Source organism: Maccoyibacter intestinihominis (assembly GCF_040096355.1).
Classification (GTDB): domain Bacteria; phylum Bacillota; class Clostridia; order Lachnospirales; family Lachnospiraceae; genus Maccoyibacter; species Maccoyibacter intestinihominis.
Genome location: NZ_JBBMEX010000006.1, coordinates 56094 through 78585, shown reverse-complemented (window position 1 = coordinate 78585; position 22492 = coordinate 56094). Strand labels below are relative to the sequence as shown.

22 protein-coding genes are annotated in these 22492 nt (G+C 41.8%); all 22 read right to left on the bottom strand.

The features are described from left to right. Positions 1–10 precede the first annotated feature (10 nt). The 22 genes from aroB to mutS all read right to left on the bottom strand — a co-directional run bounded on the left by aroB (position 11) and on the right by mutS (position 22444). Positions 11–1126 (bottom strand): 3-dehydroquinate synthase, encoded by a 1116-nt coding sequence (aroB, locus tag WMO43_RS07165; protein WP_353530718.1) that lies wholly within the window; start codon positions 1124–1126, stop codon positions 11–13. Positions 1127–1137: 11 nt separating this feature from the next. Continuing rightward, entirely contained in the window at positions 1138–1641 is a 504-nt protein-coding gene (locus tag WMO43_RS07160) for a YlmH/Sll1252 family protein (protein ID WP_353530792.1), read from the bottom strand. Positions 1642–1665: 24 nt separating this feature from the next. Next, positions 1666–1890 carry a hypothetical protein gene (locus WMO43_RS07155; RefSeq protein ID WP_353530717.1) on the bottom strand — a complete coding sequence of 75 codons (225 nt, stop codon included), beginning with the start codon at positions 1888–1890 and terminating at the stop codon, positions 1666–1668. Positions 1891–1893: 3 nt separating this feature from the next. Then, positions 1894–2418: a cell division protein SepF gene (locus WMO43_RS07150; RefSeq protein WP_177963346.1), complete on the bottom strand. Its 525-nt coding sequence runs from the start codon at positions 2416–2418 to the stop codon at positions 1894–1896. A gap of 15 nt (positions 2419–2433) precedes the next feature. Next, a complete protein-coding gene (locus tag WMO43_RS07145) occupies positions 2434–3132 on the bottom strand; it encodes a YggS family pyridoxal phosphate-dependent enzyme (RefSeq protein ID WP_353530716.1) in 699 nt (232 codons plus the stop codon). Between the two features lie 15 nt (positions 3133–3147). Then, positions 3148–4515 (bottom strand): biotin/lipoyl attachment domain-containing protein, encoded by a 1368-nt coding sequence (locus WMO43_RS07140; protein WP_353530715.1) that lies wholly within the window; start codon positions 4513–4515, stop codon positions 3148–3150. A gap of 180 nt (positions 4516–4695) precedes the next feature. After that, entirely contained in the window at positions 4696–5115 is a 420-nt protein-coding gene (locus WMO43_RS07135; protein WP_353530714.1) for a twitching motility protein PilT, read from the bottom strand. Positions 5116–5241: 126 nt separating this feature from the next. After that, positions 5242–6231, bottom strand: a complete 990-nt coding sequence (locus WMO43_RS07130) for a D-alanyl-D-alanine carboxypeptidase family protein (RefSeq protein ID WP_353530713.1) — start codon at positions 6229–6231, stop codon at positions 5242–5244. Beyond that, on the bottom strand, positions 6215–6610 hold the full coding sequence (locus WMO43_RS07125) for a methylglyoxal synthase (protein ID WP_177962637.1): 396 nt from the start codon (positions 6608–6610) through the stop codon (positions 6215–6217). Before WMO43_RS07125 ends, WMO43_RS07130 begins: the two co-directional genes overlap by 17 nt. Then, complete coding sequence (locus tag WMO43_RS07120) at positions 6607–7731, bottom strand: FtsW/RodA/SpoVE family cell cycle protein (protein WP_353530712.1); 1125 nt, start codon at positions 7729–7731, stop codon at positions 6607–6609. The genes WMO43_RS07125 and WMO43_RS07120 overlap by 4 nt, the downstream gene beginning before the upstream one ends. 7 nt (positions 7732–7738) lie before the next feature. Further along, positions 7739–8014 carry a cell division topological specificity factor MinE gene (gene minE, locus WMO43_RS07115; protein WP_177962635.1) on the bottom strand — a complete coding sequence of 92 codons (276 nt, stop codon included), beginning with the start codon at positions 8012–8014 and terminating at the stop codon, positions 7739–7741. A 9-nt stretch (positions 8015–8023) separates the two neighbouring features. Next, positions 8024–8812: a septum site-determining protein MinD gene (gene minD, locus WMO43_RS07110; RefSeq protein WP_177962634.1), complete on the bottom strand. Its 789-nt coding sequence runs from the start codon at positions 8810–8812 to the stop codon at positions 8024–8026. A 12-nt stretch (positions 8813–8824) separates the two neighbouring features. Beyond that, positions 8825–9505 carry a septum site-determining protein MinC gene (locus WMO43_RS07105; protein WP_177962633.1) on the bottom strand — a complete coding sequence of 227 codons (681 nt, stop codon included), beginning with the start codon at positions 9503–9505 and terminating at the stop codon, positions 8825–8827. 19 nt (positions 9506–9524) lie between these two features. Beyond that, positions 9525–12371 carry a penicillin-binding transpeptidase domain-containing protein gene (locus WMO43_RS07100; RefSeq protein WP_353530711.1) on the bottom strand — a complete coding sequence of 949 codons (2847 nt, stop codon included), beginning with the start codon at positions 12369–12371 and terminating at the stop codon, positions 9525–9527. Then, positions 12364–12882, bottom strand: a complete 519-nt coding sequence (gene mreD, locus WMO43_RS07095; RefSeq protein ID WP_177962432.1) for a rod shape-determining protein MreD — start codon at positions 12880–12882, stop codon at positions 12364–12366. Before mreD ends, WMO43_RS07100 begins: the two co-directional genes overlap by 8 nt. Positions 12883–12884: 2 nt before the next feature. After that, complete coding sequence (mreC, locus tag WMO43_RS07090) at positions 12885–13760, bottom strand: rod shape-determining protein MreC (protein ID WP_177962431.1); 876 nt, start codon at positions 13758–13760, stop codon at positions 12885–12887. 8 nt (positions 13761–13768) lie between these two features. Further along, the gene (locus WMO43_RS07085; protein WP_177962430.1) at positions 13769–14782 is read right to left on the bottom strand and encodes a rod shape-determining protein; all 1014 of its coding nucleotides are present in this window, start codon (positions 14780–14782) and stop codon (positions 13769–13771) included. A gap of 19 nt (positions 14783–14801) precedes the next feature. After that, positions 14802–15491, bottom strand: a complete 690-nt coding sequence (radC, locus tag WMO43_RS07080; protein WP_177962429.1) for a RadC family protein — start codon at positions 15489–15491, stop codon at positions 14802–14804. Positions 15492–15562: 71 nt separating this feature from the next. Next, positions 15563–16879 (bottom strand): methionine gamma-lyase family protein, encoded by a 1317-nt coding sequence (locus tag WMO43_RS07075; RefSeq protein WP_353530710.1) that lies wholly within the window; start codon positions 16877–16879, stop codon positions 15563–15565. Then, positions 16876–17829, bottom strand: a complete 954-nt coding sequence (gene miaA, locus WMO43_RS07070) for a tRNA (adenosine(37)-N6)-dimethylallyltransferase MiaA (protein ID WP_353530709.1) — start codon at positions 17827–17829, stop codon at positions 16876–16878. Before miaA ends, WMO43_RS07075 begins: the two co-directional genes overlap by 4 nt. Further along, positions 17829–19718 carry a DNA mismatch repair endonuclease MutL gene (gene mutL, locus WMO43_RS07065; RefSeq protein WP_353530708.1) on the bottom strand — a complete coding sequence of 630 codons (1890 nt, stop codon included), beginning with the start codon at positions 19716–19718 and terminating at the stop codon, positions 17829–17831. The genes miaA and mutL overlap by 1 nt, the downstream gene beginning before the upstream one ends. A gap of 95 nt (positions 19719–19813) precedes the next feature. Next, on the bottom strand, positions 19814–22444 hold the full coding sequence (gene mutS, locus WMO43_RS07060; protein ID WP_353530791.1) for a DNA mismatch repair protein MutS: 2631 nt from the start codon (positions 22442–22444) through the stop codon (positions 19814–19816). Positions 22445–22492: the final 48 nt, after the last annotated feature.

The window sequence follows — 22492 nt, the reverse complement described above, 5'->3', positions numbered from 1 at the left end:
TCCTTTCTTTTTACTGCAGCACATACCGGATTCCGTCTGATAACATCTCATCGGACACTTCTCTGCTGATATAGGCATCGCCGATCGCATGCAATAAAACAAATTTTACGCGTCCATCCTCCATTTTCTTATCTGACTTCGTTGCAGCTAAGACATCATCAGCACTCATTTTTGCTGTTTTAAGCCGTATAGGAAGATTATAAGCGGAAATAATATGCTCAATCTTTTCTAAATCTTCCTTAGAAATATTCCCTGATTTAAAGGAAATATAAGCGGCTGCAACCATTCCAAGTGCTACACACTCTCCATGATATAAGGTAAAGTCCGATAATTTCTCGATAGCATGTCCGATCGTATGTCCGAAGTTTAACAGTGCACGTTCTCCTTTTTCTTTCGGATCATTCTGCACCACTTCCCGTTTGATCTTACAGCTTCCTGATACCGTGCGTAAGATTGCCTCCTGCTCCAGACTTTGGATCGCCTTTATTTCATCACACAGATATATAAAATATTCCTGATCCCTGATCAGACCGGATTTTAATGCTTCTGCCATACCGGAAGCAAACTGTTCCTTTGGAAGTGTCTTTAAAACATCCAAATTCATATAGACTAATTTGGGCTGGTTAAACGCTCCCACCATATTTTTATACTGTGCAAAGTCCACACCGGTCTTTCCGCCGATGCTGCTGTCCACCTGTGCTAAGAGTGTTGTCGGTATCTGGACAAAATCAATCCCTCTTAAATAGGTCGCTGCCACAAATCCGGTCATGTCACCGACAACTCCGCCACCGAGTGCGATCAGCAAATCATTGCGTTCAAAATGGTTAATTATTAAATATTCATATAACTTTTCGATTGTGTTCAGGTTTTTATTTGCTTCTCCAGATTCAAAAACAAAGGTTTTTACAGTGGAATATCCGGATTTTAAGATTTCTTCAACTTCATTTTTGTGTATTTTTGCCACGTTCGAATCCGTTACAATACATATTTTGACATTTTTTTCATTTCGGCCTTTCAAAACCGGAGCAAGTGCATCTAAAAGTTGTCCATAAGAGGATTCTAAGACGATATCATAGATCCATTCCCCGTCATATGACACCGAAAGTCTGTTTTCTCCTTGTTTCATAAGTGTTTCTCCTAACTATATATTCTATATTTAATTTTTTGTCTACCCTTTTTTGTCTCACCCGCTAAGGAATCAAAGATATATTTTCCATGGGAACGCACGGAAAGGACATCCCCCTCCTTACAGGTATAAGTATTGTGCAGAATCTCTAATCCATTGGCATAGACCTTACCGCTCTGGATCAATTTTACGGCTTCGTTCCTAGAACAGCCGATCAGACATGCCACAATGCTGTCAAGACGATTCGAGCTGATAATCCCGCTTTTTTCAATAAATTCCGGTTGGATACTGTCCTGTGGGGAATCCACCTCATTCACCGTGACAAGTGTATGTTTGATCTTTTGAAGTGACTCGGTAAGATAATCTGCCATATTTTCTTTACAAAACAGATAGTAATCGTTCTTTTGACAGAGGATATCTCCTATTTTCGCCCGCTCTAATCCTAAATTCATCACTGCACCAAGGACATCCCTGTGTGTCAGTGTATCCGCAAATTTCGGATATGCCGGCCGGATTTTTAAACAGATCAGCGGATATTCCTATTCATAGCCTAAATCGACCGGCAAGAATGCCGCGATCTTTCTTTCCGCATATTCGTGTCCTCCGGACAATTCATAAGAGGTCTCTAGCTTTCCTTTTGTCACGGAAAGAAGATTCTGTTCACTCAAATTAAGGAAATCGCTATAAATAACGATTCCCTTTCTGTTTGCCTGTTTGGATAAATCTATAAAACGTTTTTGTAATAAATCCTGTTCATTTCCCATTGCTTAAAAGTCAGTCTGAATCGATGATGAATCAAACGTATCCATCAGATTCAAAAAATCTCCTGAAATTTCTACACCCGGTGGTGTAATAATAAAGATATAGTTAGAAATCTTCTGCAGGTTTCCGCTGATCGCAAAGCAGGAACCGGAAGAAAAATCAATGATTCTCTGTGCAATATCGACATCTAAGCCCTCTACATTGAGTACCACGGTCCGGTTATCTAACAAGGTCTCTGTAATCTCTCTTGCGTCATCTACCGAAGTCGGTTTGATCACGCAGACCTCCATATTGCTATGCGGGCTTTTCTTTCCACCACGGATCGGTGTCAGCTTCGGTGTTGTCTTAGAAGTACGATCCTTCTGATCATTGAACATATCATCCACATCATCGTCTGATTTCTTACGGAATACGGATTTTCTTACCGGTTCTTCGTCTTCTTCATCGTCAAGAAAATCATCATCATAGAAATCGTCATCATCATCCGGATTTAATTTCATCACATCTAAAAATTTATCTAAAACTCCCATGTCTCTTCTCCTAACTTATTTTTTACTGTAGTCTCTTGCTCCAAAGATCCCGGTTCCAACCCGGACCATGGTAGCACCTTCTTCAATGGCTACGGTGTAATCATTTGTCATTCCCATTGACAGGATTTCCATACTTACATTATCAATGTTTTTATTTGTTATGTCAACAGATAATTGCCTGATTTCACGGAAAAACGGGCGGTTTTCCTCCGGATCTTTGGCCGGCGGTGCCACCGTCATCAGTCCCTTGACAGACAGATTCGGTAATGCGGCGATCTGTTCGCTCAGAGAAATGACTTCTTCCTTAGAGGACAGTCCAAATTTTGTCTCTTCCCCTGCAATATTGACCTCGATTAAAATCGGAACCGTAACGCCTTTTTTTTCTGCCTCCCTGCTGATCGTCTCTGCTAAACGCAGACTGTCCACGGAGTGGATCAGTGTTACCTTGTCCACAATATATTTTACTTTATTTCTTTGCAGATGTCCAATCATATGCCATTTCATGTCTTTTGGCATAACTTCATATTTTTCTGTCAGTTCCTGTACTTTATTTTCGCCAAAATCACGGATTCCCTCATCGTAGATCTCCTGTAACATCTCTACCGGTTTTGTCTTGCTGACCGCGATCAGGGTTACTTCCTCTCGTGCTCTACCTGCACGCTCACACGCTTTGGCAATTTTTTCTTCTACTTCTTCTAAGTTTTCTTTTAGCATTTTTAAATCACTCCTTTAATGAATCAGATCATTCTCTTTTACCGTATTTCCCTTTAAGGCAATATGGTCATACAGGGCAACACCGTAATCGGTTCCCTGCTTTAAAATGGCATATTCTTCATTCTGATAGAGTATGTCGATCTGCTTAAACACCGCATACCCCTTGTTAATATTGTAAACGCCTTTCAGCTTTGCAGTCTGACGAATCGTATAGGTTTCATTCGAATCACTCTTCTGTATCACTGTTCCGGACGTTACATTCTCATCATCAATATAGTACATACCGTCTTTTTCGTAAAAAATCTCCGGTGTAATATAAGTCGTATTCTTGTCCTTTCCCGTAACGATCAGACCCTCTTTATTTGAGCCTTTTCCCTTTACAAAATATTCCTTTGGAACGGTAAAGAATTTTTTGGTAGTAATCGCCGAATTTGGGATCTTTAATCCTTTTGCATCATCTAAAAGTAGCTCAATATCAATAAACCGCTGGTTTGCAAACCGGATCATCGAGGTACGGAGTTTCAGGTTCAGATAAGGTTCTTTATCAATGGTCAAAATGTCATAATACGCCCAGATTGTATTCCCATCATCTTTAAACAGTACCTCCACCGTATTATCGTCCTTTAATTTTTCTGCTAAATCCTTAGATATCTTAAATATAACATTCCAGTTCTCATCAGTGATCAGTTTATAAACCGGAACATTCTTTCCGACCGTCGTCTGGTCTTTCAAATTCACTTTTTTGTACTGGTTCTCATCAAAAGATGCCTCTGTCAAGGTGTCGGTCTTGACATTTTCATAACCATCCGTATAATATACCACTACGCCCGGCTTGATGGCATTTTGCATTTGCAGCGAGGAAGTATCTGTCTTTTCCTTAATAGCATTCAGTGCATTGACATTCCGGATCTCCATCATATTTGCTTCCATTTCATCTTTAAATGCATAGACACTGTAAAAATTCTGACTGTCATAGCTTCCGGTATAAGACTGCACCGTATTCTCTAATTCTAAATAATTGTCCTTTGTAAATAAATCCCCGTCCTTTTTCTCATCATCCATTTTTTCTAATACGCTGCCTGTACTGTCTAAACTGTAAACAGGAGTCTTCGTTCCGGCTTTAGAAGCATCCTTTAGAAAATAAGTCACTTCGCCCTCACCGGCAGAGCCGACAATCTCTTCACTTCTTAAGATCAACCCGCGATATGTATGATTGGTTGCAATCGTTCCCTGATTGACCTCATAGACAGAAATATGTTTTTTTGTAAAATAGAAAAAAAGATTAAATACCAGATATATCAAAATAATGCCAAATACGATCACTCCGATGTTGATGTGGAGTGGTTTTCTGTATCTGACAACTTTTTTGTTCTTTTTTTTCATGCTGCTGCCTTTCTAAAATTACTTCAAAAAATATTGTACCATCAAGCCCCTTTTTTCACAATATTTTTGAAGTAAAACTTATAAAATCTTAAGCCGGTAAATGCCATGTCACAGCCATAAAAATTGCCTTAAGGATGACCTTTGCACCCTTAAGGCGATTATAAATTCACGGTTTACTCATTAAAGAGAAATAACGATTTTTGATTTCGCTTTTTCCGGAAAATCTGCTTCGTTCATTGAAACGCTGAGTGTCATTTTCACTCCATACTTTTCACTGATAGAATCCAGTTTTTCAACGGCATGCTCAAACTCATCGTCTTTTATGTTCGCAATGGTAAGAAAACTATCTAAGTACAATTCTTCTAAATCGTGATCCTGTGAAATGATTCCACAGATAAATCCGATAAATTCATCGCAGTCCTCAATCGGATAATCTTTCACATTGATGAGGCGAACTTTGTTGCTCAACTCGTACATGTGTTTCTGGCTCTTGTCCAGATATACGATATTTCCATTAGAACCAGGAACTGCTCCGTTGACTCTGTCTAACAGATGTTTTGTCTTACCCTTACCCTTTTCTCCAGCTATAATCTCTACCATGGCATTTCCTCCCGAACCAATAAATTTTAAAAATCATCCTGATTCCCAGAAAATTTCATACAATTCAAAAATCAACGATGATTTTTCTTAAAATAATTATAATATATCGCGTCGGAAAATACAACATTAATTCGCAAAATTCTTTAACATTTCACTCATTAAAAGATACATATTATCACGGCTGTCTGCTTTCAGGACAATCGAGATCACCGGTTCTTTTGCTGTGTTCTCATTATATTGCACCAGACAGTACTTCGCTTCTCCGGTCGTGCCGGTTTTTCCTCCAATGACCGTCACTCCTTCCGGCATCGGTTCTGTTCCCATTAAGTATTTATTTGTGCTGTCCCATTCTTTCGTTACCGGATTTCCGGCAGCGTCCGTATAATTTGCTGTATAACGGCTGCTTTTAATGATTTCTAAGAATGTTTCATTTTTCACCGCAGCATTCATAAACAGGTACATATCATATACGGTAGAATAGTGTTCCTCATCATGCAGTCCGTTCGGTGTTACAAAATGCGAACCGGTCGCACCTAATGCTTTTGCCTCCGCATTCATCAACACCACAAATTCTTCTGAACTTCCACTGATATGCTCAGCGATCGCAACTGCCGCATCATTTCCGCTGCGAAGCATCAGACCATATAAGAGGTCTCTTAAGGTGATCTTATCCCCCTCTTTTAATTCACAGACCGAAGAATCACTCGCCTGATTCGCTGCATTGGCACTGACGGTTACTACATCGTCTAAATTGCCGTTTTTTAAGGCAACATATGCGGTCAGTATTTTTGTCGTGCTCGCCGGATAAAGTTTTTCAAAAATATTCTTTTTATATACGGCTTCTTTTTTGGAAGTCAAAAATACGCCTGCCGCCTCTGCCACACGTTCGGTTGTCTTTTCTAAACCAAGGTTCTCATCCTCGGTTACGACTAAATCCCTTGCAAAGAATTCTGCCGACTGGGATGCCCCATTTTCCGTGATGCCGTATTTTGCAGATGTGTCACAGACATCATAGGCATTTTCCAATACAACTTCTTTTGAGGTGCAGCCGGTAAGTCCGATGACAAATACTCCAAGCAGTGCAGCTGCTTTTTTTCTTTTACTTATACATTTCACGCCAGTCTAAATCTCCTCGCTCTAAGGCTCTGATCAAAAGCTCCGCTGTCGCAAGGTTTGTTGCTAACGGAATATTATGTTCATCACAAAGCTGTGCTATCAGGGCAACATCCGGTTCGTGTGCTTTTTTTGTCAACGGATCTCTTAAGAAGATCACCAGATCGATCTCGTTTGCTGATATCTGCGCCCCTAACTGCTGGACACCGCCTAAATGTCCCGCTAAATACTTGTGAATGTTTATATTTGTCACTTCTTCGATCAGACGTCCTGTCGTTCCCGTGGCATACAGATCATTTTTACATAAAATCCCCCTGTATGCGATGCAGAAATTCTGCATCAGTTTTTTCTTTGCATCATGTGCGATCAGCCCAATATTCATGAAGTACGTTCCCCCGATCCATATTTTCTAGGTTGTAACCCGACATTTAAGACTAACCCGATACCAATAAATGATGATACTAAAGAAGTCAGTCCATAGCTTACAAAAGGAAGTGGAAGACCGGTATTTGGCATCAGTCCGGTTACTACACAGATGTTTACAAAACTCTGAAATCCAATCAATGCTGCGACTCCACAGCAAAGCAGTCTTCCCGATAAATCTTTTGCCCTTTTAGCTATTATAATACATTCTATGGTAATTAGTAAGAGTAAAATTATGATCAATACACTTCCTAAAAAGCCCATTTCCTCTCCAACTACCGCAAAAATGAAGTCTGTCTGTGGTTCTGAAATAAAATTACCGTTTTTTACGGAATTGACATCGGTATTATAGAGTCCTTTTCCCAACAACTGCCCGGAACCGATCGCCATAATGGAGTTCTGCTGCTGGTAAGCATCATCTGCATATTTTTCCGGCTGAAGCCATCCCATGATCCTTTTATACTGATAACCCCTTAAAATCTTCTGATCCGGCTGCAGGATCAACGCTAAAAAGATTGCTGCCGAAGGAACGGAAACAGCAAGGACTGTCGCAATAAATTTGTAGCTGAGTCCTGCCATAAATAACAGTACAAGAAAGATCAGTGCTGTCACGATCGTTGTGGACAGATCCGGCTCTTTTTTTATCAGTGCCAGTGGAATTCCCGCTAAGATAAAAGAACCGATCAGAACCTTCGGACGATTGACACTCTCCTGATATTTTGCAAAGAAATATGCAAAAAACAGGATCAAAAGAATCTTACCTAACTCTGACGGCTGAAAGCGGATTCCCGCGATCTCCACCCAACGGGTAGCACCTTTTGATTTGTCACCCATAATCAATACCAGTGTCAAAAGGACTATATTAATAAAATAAAATATCCACGAAAACCGCAGAAGAAACTCATAGTCCATCAGCGAGACCACCACCATGGTGATCAGTCCTAAGACCAGACCAAGGATCTGTTTCCCCTGTACCGAGCTGTTTGCACTTCCGATCACCAGTATTCCGATGATGGTCAACACCACCACATAGGCGACCAGACGAAAATCATAATCTTTGAGTTTGTACTGTTTTAACATAACGCCTTTAATTTCCTTTATGCTTGATATCACGGATTGGAATATTTGCCACCATGACAGGGATCATTCCCCGATGGTCCTCCGACTCCGTCTTTGTAATCTGTATATCCAGTTCCTCTTCATCAATCTCCATGTATTTTGATATCACAGAGATAATATCGTTTTTCATCAGTTCCATTACTTCTGAAGAACAGCCTGCCCGGTCAGAGACTAACAACAGCTTTAACCTGTCCTTCGCAAAATCTTTGGAACTCTTCCTGTTCCATAAATCCCAGATTCCCATGCCTGCCTCCTATCTTCTAAATAAACCTGATACTTTTGAAAAAAATCCTGTTTTATTTTCAAAAGTCATAAGAGGCACGTCATATCCTAAAATTCTTTTGCATATATTACTGTATGCGATACCTGCCATTGCACTGCTTCCAACTAACGGTTCGCCCCGGTTTGTAGAAACAACAATGGCTTCATCGTCCGGCACTGCTCCTAGAAGCTCGATCGCTAATACTTCACAGACATCTTCTAACGACATCATGTCGCCCCGTTTGACCATATCGATCCTGATACGGTTTACCACCAGTTCGATCTGTTCCATCTCGGCTGCTTCTAAAAGTCCGACCACACGGTCTGCATCCCGGATTGCTGAGACTTCCGGAGTAGTCACTACTATTGCTCTTGTCGCACCCGCGATCGCATTTAAAAATCCCTGCTCAATTCCTGCGGGGCAGTCCAGCAATATGTAATCAAATTCATCTTTCAGTTCTTCGGTGAGTTTTTTCATCTGTTCCGGATTGACGGCTGTCTTGTCCTTCGTCTGTGCTGAAGGTATCAGATAGAGGTTCGGATATTTCCGATCCCTGATGACTGCCTGCTTTAAACGACAGTTTCCTTCGATCACATCTACCAGATTATAGACGATCCTGTTTTCCAATCCCATAACAACATCTAAGTTCCTAAGACCAATGTCCGTATCGATCAATATGACCTTTTTATCCATCTGTGCCAAACCTGTTCCGATGTTAGCAGTCGTTGTTGTCTTGCCCACACCGCCTTTTCCTGATGTTATTACGATTACTTCACCCATTATAACCTCCGCTTAATAAAAGTTTTCAAACATTCCATTCTTCATGACATCAATACAAATGGCTTCCTCTTTTATGTATGCTACCTGAGGTTCTAACTGTTTTTTCCGTCCGCGTAATCTCTCTAACGGACTCTTATCTTCGCTTCTGCCAATGACATCGGCAATTTTTATCTGAATCGGATTCATATGCAGCGCTGCCACAAATGATTCCGAATTTCCAGCTGCTCCGGCATAGGCATTGCCGTCTAAACTTCCTAAGACCACAATGTTTCCCCTTGCTACGATCTTTGCCCCCGGATTCACATCTCCGACGATCACGACACTGGATTCACACTCTAAGACCTGTCCGGAACGAAGTGTCCCTTTATAAAACTGTCCGGTGCTTTCCTCCTGACGCCTTAAAAATTCTTCAATCTGTGCTTGCGTATCCAGTTCTTTTTGTTCATCACTGTCTAACACACAGATAATATGGATACTCGTCTGTTCCGTGATGGCATCTATGATACGTATCTCCTCTTCCGTAGACAGGTGTCTGCCGGAAAAAGTGATCGCGATACTGGCATTTTTAAAAAACTTATCTGACTCATGAAACTTTAAAATAATTGCATCCAGTAACTCTTCAAAGGGCAGATTCTCATTGAGAATCAGATTGATGCCATAACGGTTACTTTTTAAGATCACCTGTTGTTCCATGCAATCCCTCCTCATACTGTTAATCGGTAACGGCGTTTGCAGAGTTTCCCACATCTTCTGCGGTTCCGTCTAACAGCTCTTCTTCGCTTGCAAGTTTGAAATAGTATTTCAAAATCTGTGCTGAAACATCTGCTGCATTATGGGAAGTATAACCATACGCAATACGCGTTGCAATGGATACCTCCGGATCTGCATATGGTGCATATCCTACAAACAACGCATGGTTTGGACGTGTCTGTACCTGCTGGGCAGTACCGGTCTTTCCGGCTACCTCTACGCCCATTCCGTTAAATGCATCCAGTGTGGAAATCACCATTCTCATACCGGAATGAACAGCATCCCATGTAGAACCGGAAACTTCACTCAACTGGTTTTCTACGGTAGGTCCATACTCTTTGATCGTCTTTCCATCCGGGTCACAGACCTTTTTCAACAGTGTTTCTTTATAAAGTGTTCCCGAATTTGCAACCGTTGTTACATAACGGGCCAGTTCTGACGTTGTAAAGTTATGATTACTCTGTCCAAATGCTGCCGTAACCGGATATTCGGTTGCGATCTCCGGTTTGCTCTCCGGTATCTCGATTCCGGTATTGGAATCTAATCCAAACAGCGATGCATATTCTTTAATCTTTTCTAAACCTTTTTCTTCGTTATAGGTGCCGCCCTGTAAACTTAAGCGGTAACCAACCTCGGAAAAATAATAGTTACATGAATCCCGGATCGCTTCTGATACATTGATGCTTCCATGGGAACTTGGATAGATCCAACATTTTGGTCCGTTTGCAAAACGGTCAAACTGTCCTTTATCCGTAATATGCTCCCCAATGGAAATAACTCCTTCCGTCAGACCTGCAACCGCACTGACCATTTTAAAGGTAGAACCAGGTGCCGTCTTTTGCTGTGTTGCATGATTATAAAGCGGCAGGGACAGATTATTGCTTAACGAGCTGTAATACTCACTGTCTACGGAATTTGCCAAACGGTTATTGTCATAGCCCGGATAGGAAACCAGTGCTAACAATTCTCCTGTCTTAACATTTGTAACAACACAGGAACCGGAGCATGGGTCTAATGCAAGCTGCGCCGGAGTGATCTCAAGACTCTTGATCTTCTCTCTGACAAAATTGTATGCACTCGCAGAACCGTTGCTTAACGCCGCAATCTGTGCCTCGTCCTTTTCAAGTACGCCCTGATCATAGAGGATCAGGCAAAGCTGTGTGCCACTGATCATATTCTGGCGGATCATGTACTTATAGACAATTTTACTGAAATTATAATCCTCTTTTAAGTCGTCTAAGATATAAGCAGTAAGCGACTGGAAAATTTCTTCGGAATCTGAATATTTTTCTTCTACGGTAAATTTACTGATATCGATCCAGCTTTTAGAAATTGCATAATTCAGATATTCATTCAAGGAAATCTTTCCCTCTTTCCAGTTTACATAAGTTCCATCTGATGTATCAATCGCACTGTTGTCGAGTACGCCATTGGATTTCAGGCGTTTGATCAGCTCTGTGATATAATCCTGATCTTCCTCGCCGAGTTCGCCAAACGGTGTATTGGCACTGCCGGAAAGCAGACTGTCCATTCTTGAAAGTACTGAGCTTTCCTTTGAGGTATATGCACTGTATACGGTACGCTCTGTATCGCTTGCATCATCCTCCGTAAAATGCGAAGTGTCGATCATTCCGTTATTGATAAATGCAAAATATACATCATCGATCGGAATCTTGATATCGGATGCCGAACCGGTGGAATGGTACTCTTTGATATTTTCAATCTTCGAGTATACGATTCCTGCGATCTCCTGCTCTAACAGATCATAAACCGCTTTCGTTAAATCCGCATCAATGGACAAATAGACATCATTTCCCGCCGTCGGTTCTTTGCGTTTAATTACATCTACCACTTTTCCAAGGTTGTCTACGCTGATCTTTTCATAGCCCTTTTCGCCTTGCAGTTCTTTGTCCATGACCTGCTCAATTCCTGATTTTCCCACCACATCGGTAAGGGAATAGGATTTATCTTTTTTCGACAGTTCCTTATATTCATCTACGGAAATCTGTCCGGTATAGCCAATGATATGTGCAAAATATTTACTATCATTATATTTACGGACAGTCTCTTCATTGACAGACATTCCCTGCAGGGTATCGGAATTCTCACTGACCCATGCTACCGTCTCGTCACTGACACCGGTTGCTAAGACCGTAAGGACAAATTTCTGATAGCTGTTCTGTGCAATGGCATAGCGCAGGACTAGGATCCGGTAACGGTTATAAGCACTGTACTTGTCTGAAATACCATAACGCTTATCAGAGGACAGATACTCCATGACCTGTTCCGGCGTTGCCTCGGCTTCGTTGTATCCTAAGGTCTTATTATACTTGAGATCATCTGTCGATTTGTGGTCGTAAATGTCAGCAAGAAATCGTTTTAATGTCGTACCGGAAACCGTATACTGATAGCCATCCCGTTCGGAATAACTGATGTAAAAATCATTCCTGATCTGGTCTTTATTCTTATCTAAAACTTTTAACAGACGATAGAGTTCCTTGTTCAGTGCCTTATTTCGTTCCGCTCTGGAGTTGTAGACTCCGTTATCCTCTAAAGTAATGGCATAAGCAAGTTCATTGTATGCTAAGAGTTTTCCGTTTTTGTCATAGATATTGCCTCGTGTGCTTGCTAAATCCCTCGTTTTTTCAATTTTTAAGGTATAATTGTCTAAATACTCCTGACCATTGATAATCTGCAGGTTAAACACCCGCCAAAGCAACAGGAATGACAAAATGCACATGATGATCGTCAATACTAAAATTCTGGATTTTAATATATTTGCAAAGACTTCTTTTATCTTATCAAACAAATTTTGCTGCACTCCTTTTTTCAATTGTTTCGAGGTGTCTGTTGATCTTCAGTATTATAAAATAAAGTGCGATTGTAATTACTAAAGTATAGACCATCTCCGGTATCATGATATGGAACAGATAGTACCCGAAATGGATCTTTTTTCTTGGAAGGAAACGAAGCAGATAAATTGCTAAATTCAATACGAAGTCACTTCCTAAAATCAGGATCATCGGAAGCTTGATATCATCCGGATAAAAAACTTTCCGAAACATTCCGTTCACATACCCGATCAACAGATATAGCAGAGTATAAAATCCCGGAATCTCCCCAAAGAAGATATCCATTAATACTCCGCAAAAAAGTCCGATCCACATTCCCTCTTTTCTTCCACGCATAAAACCAAAGGAAGAAACCACTACGATCAGAAGATTGGGTGATATTGATGCAAAGGACAATGCTGAAAACAGTGTACTTTGCAGCAGAAAACATATAACTACGATCAGTATGACTGAAATTTTTCTTCTCATCCTTATTTCTCCGTATCTGAAGTTGCGTCCGTCTTCTTATCTAAGATGACGAGCACCTCACGCAAATGTTCAAAATCGGCTGCCGGAGTAATCGTTCCTGATTTGGTGATATTGTTAGAATCCATTTCGGTCTCACTTACATAACCGATCAAGATTCCCTGTAAGAACTTATCACTGACATAAGAAGTTACCACCTGGTCACCTTTTTTCACCTTGTCATCTGCATCCTTCAGATTCTTAAAGGTAATCTCACAGTTGTCATTCATCGCCTGCAGATCACCGTTTACAATACAGTTACCGGAAGTCGATAACACCATTCCGCTGACTTTGCTGGTATCGTCAATAATCGAACGCACCTTTGCATAATGCGGTCCTACATCTATGACAATTCCGACTAAACCGTTTCCTGCCATAACGTTCATATCTTTTTCAATTCCGTCTTTTTTTCCCTTGTCGATCAAAAAGACGTTAAACCAGTTGCCACTGTCTTTTCCGATGACATTTGCCGCAACTTTTTTATAATTTGGATATTTTTGATCCAGTTTATACAATTCCCGCAAATCTTCTAACTCGTACTGCTCTAACTTGACGGTATTTAACTCTGTGGACAGCTTTTCTACCTGCTCTTTCAGCTTTGTATTCTCGTCCATCACAGATTCTAAGGTCTGAAAACGGTCAGATTTATTCGAAAAAAATGTACCTACCGAATTGATTCCCTTCTGCATTGGAACAAAAATATAACTTGCCACGGAATTTAACGGTCCGCCGGAAGTACCGCCCACGGAATATGCTAAAAACATGACGATCAGGCAGATTCCGCAAAGGACTAACAGCAGATATCTTGCAGGAAAAGAATTTTTGTTCTTTTTACGCTTCATAAATGCCTCTATTTATAAATCTTTGTTTTCATTGTAAAGGTCAGACGTTTATATTTTTCATCTGAAACAATTTTATTCAGACCCTGAACTACCGTCTCCTCCGGATTTTCGGCACAGTTGACCTTGATTCCGGTGATTTCCGTAAACAGTTCATCAAGTCTATGTATTTTAGAGCTTCCACCCGTAATATAAATTCCGGAATGGATAATATCTTTTGCAAGCTCCGGCGGCGTCTTTTCTAAGATCATCTTAATGGAGTTGCAGATAGAGTTCAGGTTATCTTTGATCGCCTCGTAGACAATCTCGGTTGAAATCTCTCTCTCCACCGGAAGTCCGCTGACTAAGTCTCTTCCGACGATCACCATGCTGTCTTCTGCACCCGGTACGCCATAGCCTAACTTCTCTTTTAAGGTCATTGCTGTCTTTTGTCCGATCACCAGACTGTAGGTACGTTTCAGATGGGAAATAATGGATTCATCAATCCGGTTTCCTCCAAAATGAAGCAGGTCGCTCAGTACCAGTCCGCCTAATGACATGACGGAAATCTCTGTTGTATCTGCTCCGATATCCACAACCATGACACCGGTCGGCTCGTTGACATCAATTCCCAATCCAACGGCATCTGCAAGTGGTTTCTCACAGAGAAGCACGCCTTTTGGTTTTACCTTGCTCTTTGCAAAGATGTCAAAAAATGCCTTTTTCTCGACCTCTGTAATATCAGTTGGTACGGCAACGACAAACTCTGCTCCACGCACCTTTCCCTTGGAATATTTTTCTAAAAATTCAAAAATCATCGTCTGCATGTTTGCATAGTCTGCGATAACACCATTGATTACCGGAAATGTTACATTGATGTTCTCCGGTGCTTTTTCATACATGGCATATGCCTGATCTCCATATGCATACATCTGATTTTTGTTCACAATCGCGATAGTATTTTTTTCGTTCAGGACCTTTCCTGTTGCCTTGCAAAAAACCTTGACATTGCAGGTGCCTAAATCAATTCCGAATGTATTGCTCATTGTATTTCTCCCTTTTGACTTATAATCGTCCGTTTTCTCGAAAGCTGTAATATTGATTGTCTCCAATAATGATGTGATCCGCAAGCTGGATGTCCATATACTTGCCACAGATCTTTAAATGCTCTGTGACCTTGAAATCCTGTTCACTTGGCGTCGGATCACCACTTGGGTGGTTGTGCAGCAATATCAGATATGCTGCATTATGAATGATTGCCGTATAAAAAATCTCTCTTGGCGAAACAACGGAACTGTTGATGCTTCCAACGGAAACCACCTGTTCTGTGATCAGTCTCCCCTTTCCGGTAAAAAGACTGACTAACAAAACCTCTTTCGTCTCATGTCGGAGCTGTTCCATATAGTAGTTCGCTACGGACTCCGCACATTCTAATGTTACCCCCTCCCGTAAGGAAAGACGGCTGATCCGCTTGCTCAGTTCTGCAATACATTTTAACTGTATCGCTTTGACCTTTCCGATCCCCGGTATCTGTAACAGTTCCTCTTTACTCAGGTCATACAGTCCTAAAAGCCCCTTATCATGGATCTTTAAAATATTCTGAGCAAGTTCTATGGATCTTATACCATTTGTCCCGGTTCTTAGGATAACGGCAAGCAGTTCCGCATCGGAGAGATATTCCGCTCCCCGCGTGTAACATTTCTCATATGGTTGTTCCGTATCCGGCAATTCTTTTACAGTCTCATGTTTTGTCATAAATTCCTTTCCGCTCTCTCAACGTGGCAATTTATGTAAACTTCCTCCGTAAAAATTACACACAGAATATATTAGCACATCCTGCTCTTGTCTACAAGGTTTCGTTCATAAAGTTTTTGTAAAGACCAAAGAATTCCAAGTTTTGCATGGTACCAGGTCAGTCCTCCCTGGAAGTAGACTGCATAAGGTGGTTTTAGCGGTCCGTCGGCACTCAGTTCAATGGAAGATCCCTGCACAAAAGCTCCTGCTGCCATAATGACCTGTGCATCATAGCCCGGCATATCCCACGGTTCCGGTGTAACATAGGAATCGACCGGTGCCGCCGTCTGGATTCCTTCGCAGAATGCACAGAGTGCCTCCGGCGAGTTCAATGTAACTGCCTGAATGATATCATGTCTGGATTCCTTTCCATTCGGAACTACGTTAAATCCGAGTTTTTCATAGATATTTGCCGCAAAAATAGCTCCCTTTAATGCGCCTGCCGTAACCACCGGTGCCTGAAACAAGCCCTGATAAAAGGACTGGATGACTCCTAAGGAAGCTCCTACCTCTTTTCCAAGTCCCGGAGAGGTCAGTCGGTAAGCTGCATTTTCCACACACTCCCGCTTTCCGGCAATGTAGCCGCCGATCGGTGCAAGTCCGCCGCCCGGATTTTTGATCAGAGAACCGACGATCATATCTGCCCCTACCTCGATCGGTTCTTTTTCTTCTACAAATTCTCCGTAACAGTTGTCCACCATACAGATGACATCCGGCTTTATTTTTTTGACAAAAGCGATCAGTTCCCCGATCCTGTCTACGGAAAGTGTCGGTCTGGTCTGATATCCCTTTGAACGCTGTATCGTCACTAACTTTGTCTTGTCATTGATCGCTTTTTTGATATTTTCAAAGTCAAAGCTACCATCCTCTAATAAATCCACCTGTCGGTAAGAGATTCCGTATTCTGCCAGTGAGCCTTTCGATGGACGTATCCCGATGACTTCTTCTAATGTATCGTAAGGTTTTCCCACCGGTGAAAGCAACTCATCTCCCGGACGCAGATTTGACATCAGTGCCAATGCCAATGCATGTGTTCCACAGGTGATCTGCGGGCGTACCAACGCATCCTCGGCACAAAATACATCTGCATAGACTTTCTCTAAGGTATCACGTCCTAAATCATTATAGCCATAACCGCTGGACTGATTAAAACACTCCGCACTGACTTTGTTTTTCTGCATGGCGTGGATGACTTTTAACTGATTGTACTCTGCCATTTTATCGATCTGTTCAAACCGTTCTTTTAAGCCTGCTTCTATCGAATGTCCAAAATCATAGACTTCTTTTTGGATCCCCATTTTTAGGTATTGCTGTGTGATGATTGTTTCTGCCTCATTTTGAATGCTCATAATATTCCTCTTTCCGTTAGTTCTTTTTTCATAAAGTCCAGTATTTTTTCGTTATCATGTGAAAATTTTTCTTTTTCTACCCAGATCACCTCACGCTCTCTGCGAAACCAGGTAAGCTGGCGTTTTGCAAAATGGCGGGTGTCCCGTTTTAAGATATATACTGCTTCTTCTAAGGTGGTATTTCCGTCTAAATAATCTAAGATTTCTTTATATCCCAATCCCTGCATGGATACCATGTCTTTGGTGTAGCCCCTGTCTTTTAATCGTCTGACCTCTTCGATAAGTCCCGCCTGCATCATCTGATCCACACGCTGATCAATACGTCTATAGATTTCATTCCGGTCATCATTTAATACAAAATATGCCGCATTGTAGGGACTTTCTTTTTCTCTTTCCTGCTCGTTGTGGGAAGATATTGTCCGTCCTGTTTTTTCATAAAACTCCAATGCCCGGATCACACGCTTTACATTGTTCGGATGAATGGCTTTTGCCGATGCTGCATCGACTTTTTCTAACATCTGATGCAGATATTCTGCTCCATGTTCTTTTGCAAGCTGCTCTAACTGCTCCCGATATGCCGTATCTTCTCTTTCACTGGTAAAATCAATATCGTATAACACTGCCTGGATATAGAATCCCGTACCGCCGACTAAGATCGGAATCTGGCCTTTTTCATAGATTTCTTTCAGATAGCGTTTGGCATATTCCTGAAATTTTACTACGTTGAATTCCTCATCCGGCATGAACTCATCTACCAGATAATGAGGTACGCCCTGCATTCCTTTTTTGCTGATTTTTGCCGAACCGATATCCATGTAGCGGTAAACCTGCATGGAATCCGCTGAGATCACTGCTCCGTTTACGGCTTTTGCCAATGCGATCGACAAGTCGGTTTTTCCAACGGCGGTAGGACCTGTCAGTATGATCAATGGTTTCTTTTCTGTCTCCATTACACTATCCTCTTAAATTTCTTTTCTAACTCATAACGGCTCATGGATATGATCGTTGGTCTTCCGTGTGGGCATTGATAAGGATTCTCACAGGTCAGCAGTTCCTCGATCAGATGCTCCATCTCTGCTTTTTGCAGATGCTGGTTTCCTTTGACTGCCGCTTTACAGGACATCGTTGCGATCTTTTCAATGATCGCATCACTGGTCTTTGCACCGCTCTCTTCATTTAAGTTATCTAACATCTCGATAAAAAGCTGCTGCTGGTTTAAATAATACAGATTACCCGGTACGGCACAGACTGCATATTCTTTGCCGCCAAAGGATTCGATCTCATAACCGAGACGCTCAAATTCGGAAAGATATTTTTTTAACAGTTGTTCTTCCCGCATATTCAGGCTCACTACCATTGGCGGGGAAAGCTGCTGGGAAGTATATTCTTTCTTTTCAAGGCTTGCCATGGTTCGTTCAAACAGGACTTTTTCATGGGCTGCATGCTGGTCGATGATAAACAGCTTGTCTTCAAACTGTACCAGCCAGTAGGTATCAAACACCTGTCCGATGATCCGGTGCTTTGCTTTCGCCTCCTGTGTTAAGAACTGTCCGCCATATTCCGGCATTTCACGCAGAGTAAGCTGTTCCCCGGTCAGGGGGAGATTCTCTATTGCAGCCATTTCTTTGTCAGGGTTTTCATCCGGGATGGCTTTCGTTTGCTCTGGGAGGTTCTTTTCCTGTTCTGGCAGTATTCTGTCCTTATTATTTTCCTTGCTTTGTTCTGATCTATTCTGTTCTTTTTCGACACGTTTGGTTTCAAATGGTTCCGGTGCTTTTACCCTTGGTTGTGTGGTAGTTTGTGATTTTTTTAACGAATCCTGATCTTCCACACTGACCTCCGGTATGAACTCTTTATGCTCTAATGCTTCTTTCAAGCTCTCATATAGGAATTCATAGACTCCTTTTCCATCGGAAAACCGAAGTTCCATCTTCGACGGATGGACATTGACATCTAAAAGCGTTCCGTCCATGGTCAGATGTAAGACGGTAAATGGATATTGATGCTGCATCAGATGCAGTTTATAGGCATCCTCAATGCCCTTTGCCACCAGACTGCTTTTGATATATCTTTGATTGATAAAGTAACTCTCAAAATTACGGTTTCCTCTCGATATCACGGGTTTTCCGATAAATCCGTCCACTTTCATAAATTCACATTCCGTATGGACTTCTAAAAGGTTCATCGCAATATCCCTGCCGTAGATCCGATAAATGACATCTTTTAAGTTGCCGTTTCCTGCAGTATTTAGCTTTGGCTGGTTATTGGATATGAACTGAAAGGAGATATCCGGTCTGGATAATGCTAACCGCTCCATAAAATCGCTGATATAAGAGGCTTCGGTCTGTGCTGATTTTAAGAATTTCTGTCTTGCCGGTGTGTTATAGAAGAGATTGCGTACTAAAAAGGTCGTTCCGTTCGGCGCACCGATTTCTTCTAACTTCACCTCTTTTGAGCCTTCGATCAGATAACGGCTTCCGGTCAGGGCATCTGCCGGTTTTGTGATCAGTTCCACCTGTGAAACTGCCGCAATACTCGAAAGTGCCTCTCCGCGGAATCCTAATGAGGTAACATGCAAAAGATCTTCTACGGTTTTGATCTTACTGGTAGAATGGCGCAAAAACGCCATCGGTATTTCTTCTTTGGAAATACCGCATCCGTTATCGGTAATACGGATGAATGAAATTCCTCCATCTTTGATCTCAACAGTGACTGCCGTAGCCCCTGCATCAATGGCATTTTCCACCAGTTCCTTGACTACGGAAGACGGCCGCTCTACAACCTCTCCTGCCGCAATTTTATCAATGGTTGACTGCTCTAATAAATGTATTCCCGGCATGCTGACTCCTTTCTGTTCTTCTTCGTTATCTTTTTCACAAACTTATATGGATCGTCTTTTCTTCGTCCGATGTAAAAAAACAGCATCTTTCACTCTTACCAGCGGTTTTTGATCTTATTCTGTAATTCATATAATTTGTTCAATGCTTCGATCGGCGTAAGGTTTCCAACGTCAATCTCTTTTAATTCTTCTATAATATCATTGTCATTGACAGCGTCAAAAAGGGACATCTGTGTTAAGTCCACCTCATCTAAATGTTCCTTCTTTTTCTTTGTTGCTGAGTTCTTTTTATTGCTCAATATTTCCGTAAAATCTACGATATCATGTCTACCAAGTTCTTCGGCAATCTCTTTTGCCCGCTCAATGACAGAATCCGGCACTCCTGCTAATTTTGCAACCTGGATACCATAGCTTTTGTCTGCCCCGCCTTTGACGATTTTTCGTAAAAATACGATATCATCGCCTTTTTCCTTGACTGCGATGCAGTAATTGTTGACGTTGTCTAACTTTCCTTCTAACTCTGTCAATTCGTGGTAATGCGTTGCAAACAGTGTCTTAGCACCTAAGAGTTTTGGATTGCTGATATGCTCTACGACCGCCCAGGCAATACTGAGTCCGTCAAAGGTAGACGTTCCACGCCCGATCTCATCTAAGATCAGCAGGCTGTTGCCGGTTGCATTTCGTAAAATATTTGCAACCTCCGTCATTTCCACCATAAAGGTACTCTGACCGGATGCTAAATCATCCGATGCCCCGACCCTTGTAAAAATCCTGTCTACAATGCCGATATCCGCTGTTTCCGCCGGCACGAAACATCCAATCTGTGCCATTAAAACGATCAATGCCGTCTGACGCATATAAGTGGATTTTCCTGCCATATTCGGTCCTGTAATAACGGAAATACGGTTCTTTTGATTGTCTAAGTAGGTGTCATTTGCAATAAACATATCATTGTTTATCATCTTTTCTACCACCGGATGTCTGCCGTTTTTAATATCGATCCTGCCATTCTGGTTTAATGACGGACGGCAGTAGTGGTTCTGTTCGGAAATCAGTGCCAAGGAGGCAAACACATCGATCTTTGCCAATGCCTTTGCTGTTTTCTGGATACGGACCACATTTTTTGCGATCTGCTCGCGCAGCTCACGGAACAGCTCATATTCTAACTGTACCAGTTTATCCTCCGCACCTAAGATCATATCCTCCATCTCTTTGAGTTCCGGTGTGATATAGCGCTCTGCATTGGTTAAGGTCTGTTTTCTGGTATAATAATCCGGCACTAAATCTTTGAAGGAGTTCGTTACCTCTAAATAGTAGCCGAATACTTTATTGAACTTGATCTTTAAATTCTTGATCCCGGTCTTTTCCCGTTCCTTTGCCTCTAATTCGGCAAGCCAGTTCTTTCCCTGACTCTTCGCCTCACGCAGACGGTCAATCTCTTCATGATAACCGTCTTTTATGATGCCGCCTTCGCGGACCGTGATCGGCGGTTCTTCCTCAATAGCTGCATCGATTAATGTATACAGATCCTCTAAGGTATCCATATCCTCACAGATCCCCTGTATCTCTTTTGACTGCAATTCTAATAAAATCCCCCGGATATGTGGGATCATTCCGATCGAACTTTTAAATGCCGTCAGATCTCTTGGATTTGCTGACTGATATGTAATCCTTGTTAAGAGTCGCTCTAAATCATAGACAGGGTTTAGATATTCCCGAAGTTCTTCTCTGTCGATCGCTCTTTGCATCAGCTCCTCAATGGCATCTAACCGTCCCTCGATCTCCTCTTTTTCAATCAATGGCTGTTCCACAAAAGAGCGTAACATCCTGGCTCCCATGGCTGTTTTGGTCTTATCTAACACCCAGAGTAAGGAACCCCGCTTTGCTTTTTCCCGCAATGTTTCTACCAGTTCTAAATTTCTTCTGGTCGAACTGTCTAATACCATAAATTTTCCGGTCGTATACGGATGGATCGCGGAAATCTGTTCTAAGGAATTTTTCTGTGTCTCATAGAGATATTTTAGCAGAGAACCTGATGCGATCATTCCGCATTCTAAATCCGCAAGTCCAAGTCCTTCTAAAGAGTTGACCCGAAAATGCTCTTTTAATGTATTCTCACAGAGGGAATCGTCAAAATACCAGTGCTCTAGGGAATACAGGACAATGCCCACACGGTTCTTCAGGTCGTCGATATCTAATCCGCTCATAAACAGTGCTTCATTGCAGACCACTTCGGTCGGCGAAAACTTATAGATCTCATCTAAAAGCCTTCTTTTGCTGTCCACCTCTGTTACAAAAAAATCACCGGTGGTAACGTCTGCCGTTGCAACTCCGAACTGGTCTGACAAAGACACAATACACATGATATAATTATTTTTTCCCTCGTCTAATGCCTGCTCATTGATATTGGTACCCGGTGTCACCACGCGGATCACCTCTCGCCGTACCATTCCCTTTGCCTGTTTCGGGTCTTCCATCTGCTCGCAGATAGCAACCTTATATCCTTTTGCCACCAGACGGTTCATATAGCTTTCATAGGCATGAAACGGCACTCCACACATTGGTGCCCGTTCCTCCTGTCCGCAGCTTTTTCCCGTTAAGGTCAGCTCTAACTCCCTTGATACAATTTTGGCATCCTCAAAAAACATCTCGTAAAAATCGCCAAGACGATAAAACAGGATGCAATCCGGGTATTCTTCTTTGGTTTGCAGATAATGCTGCATCATTGGTGAATATTCTGCCACTTTTTATTTCCTTTCATTTCTTTAATCTTC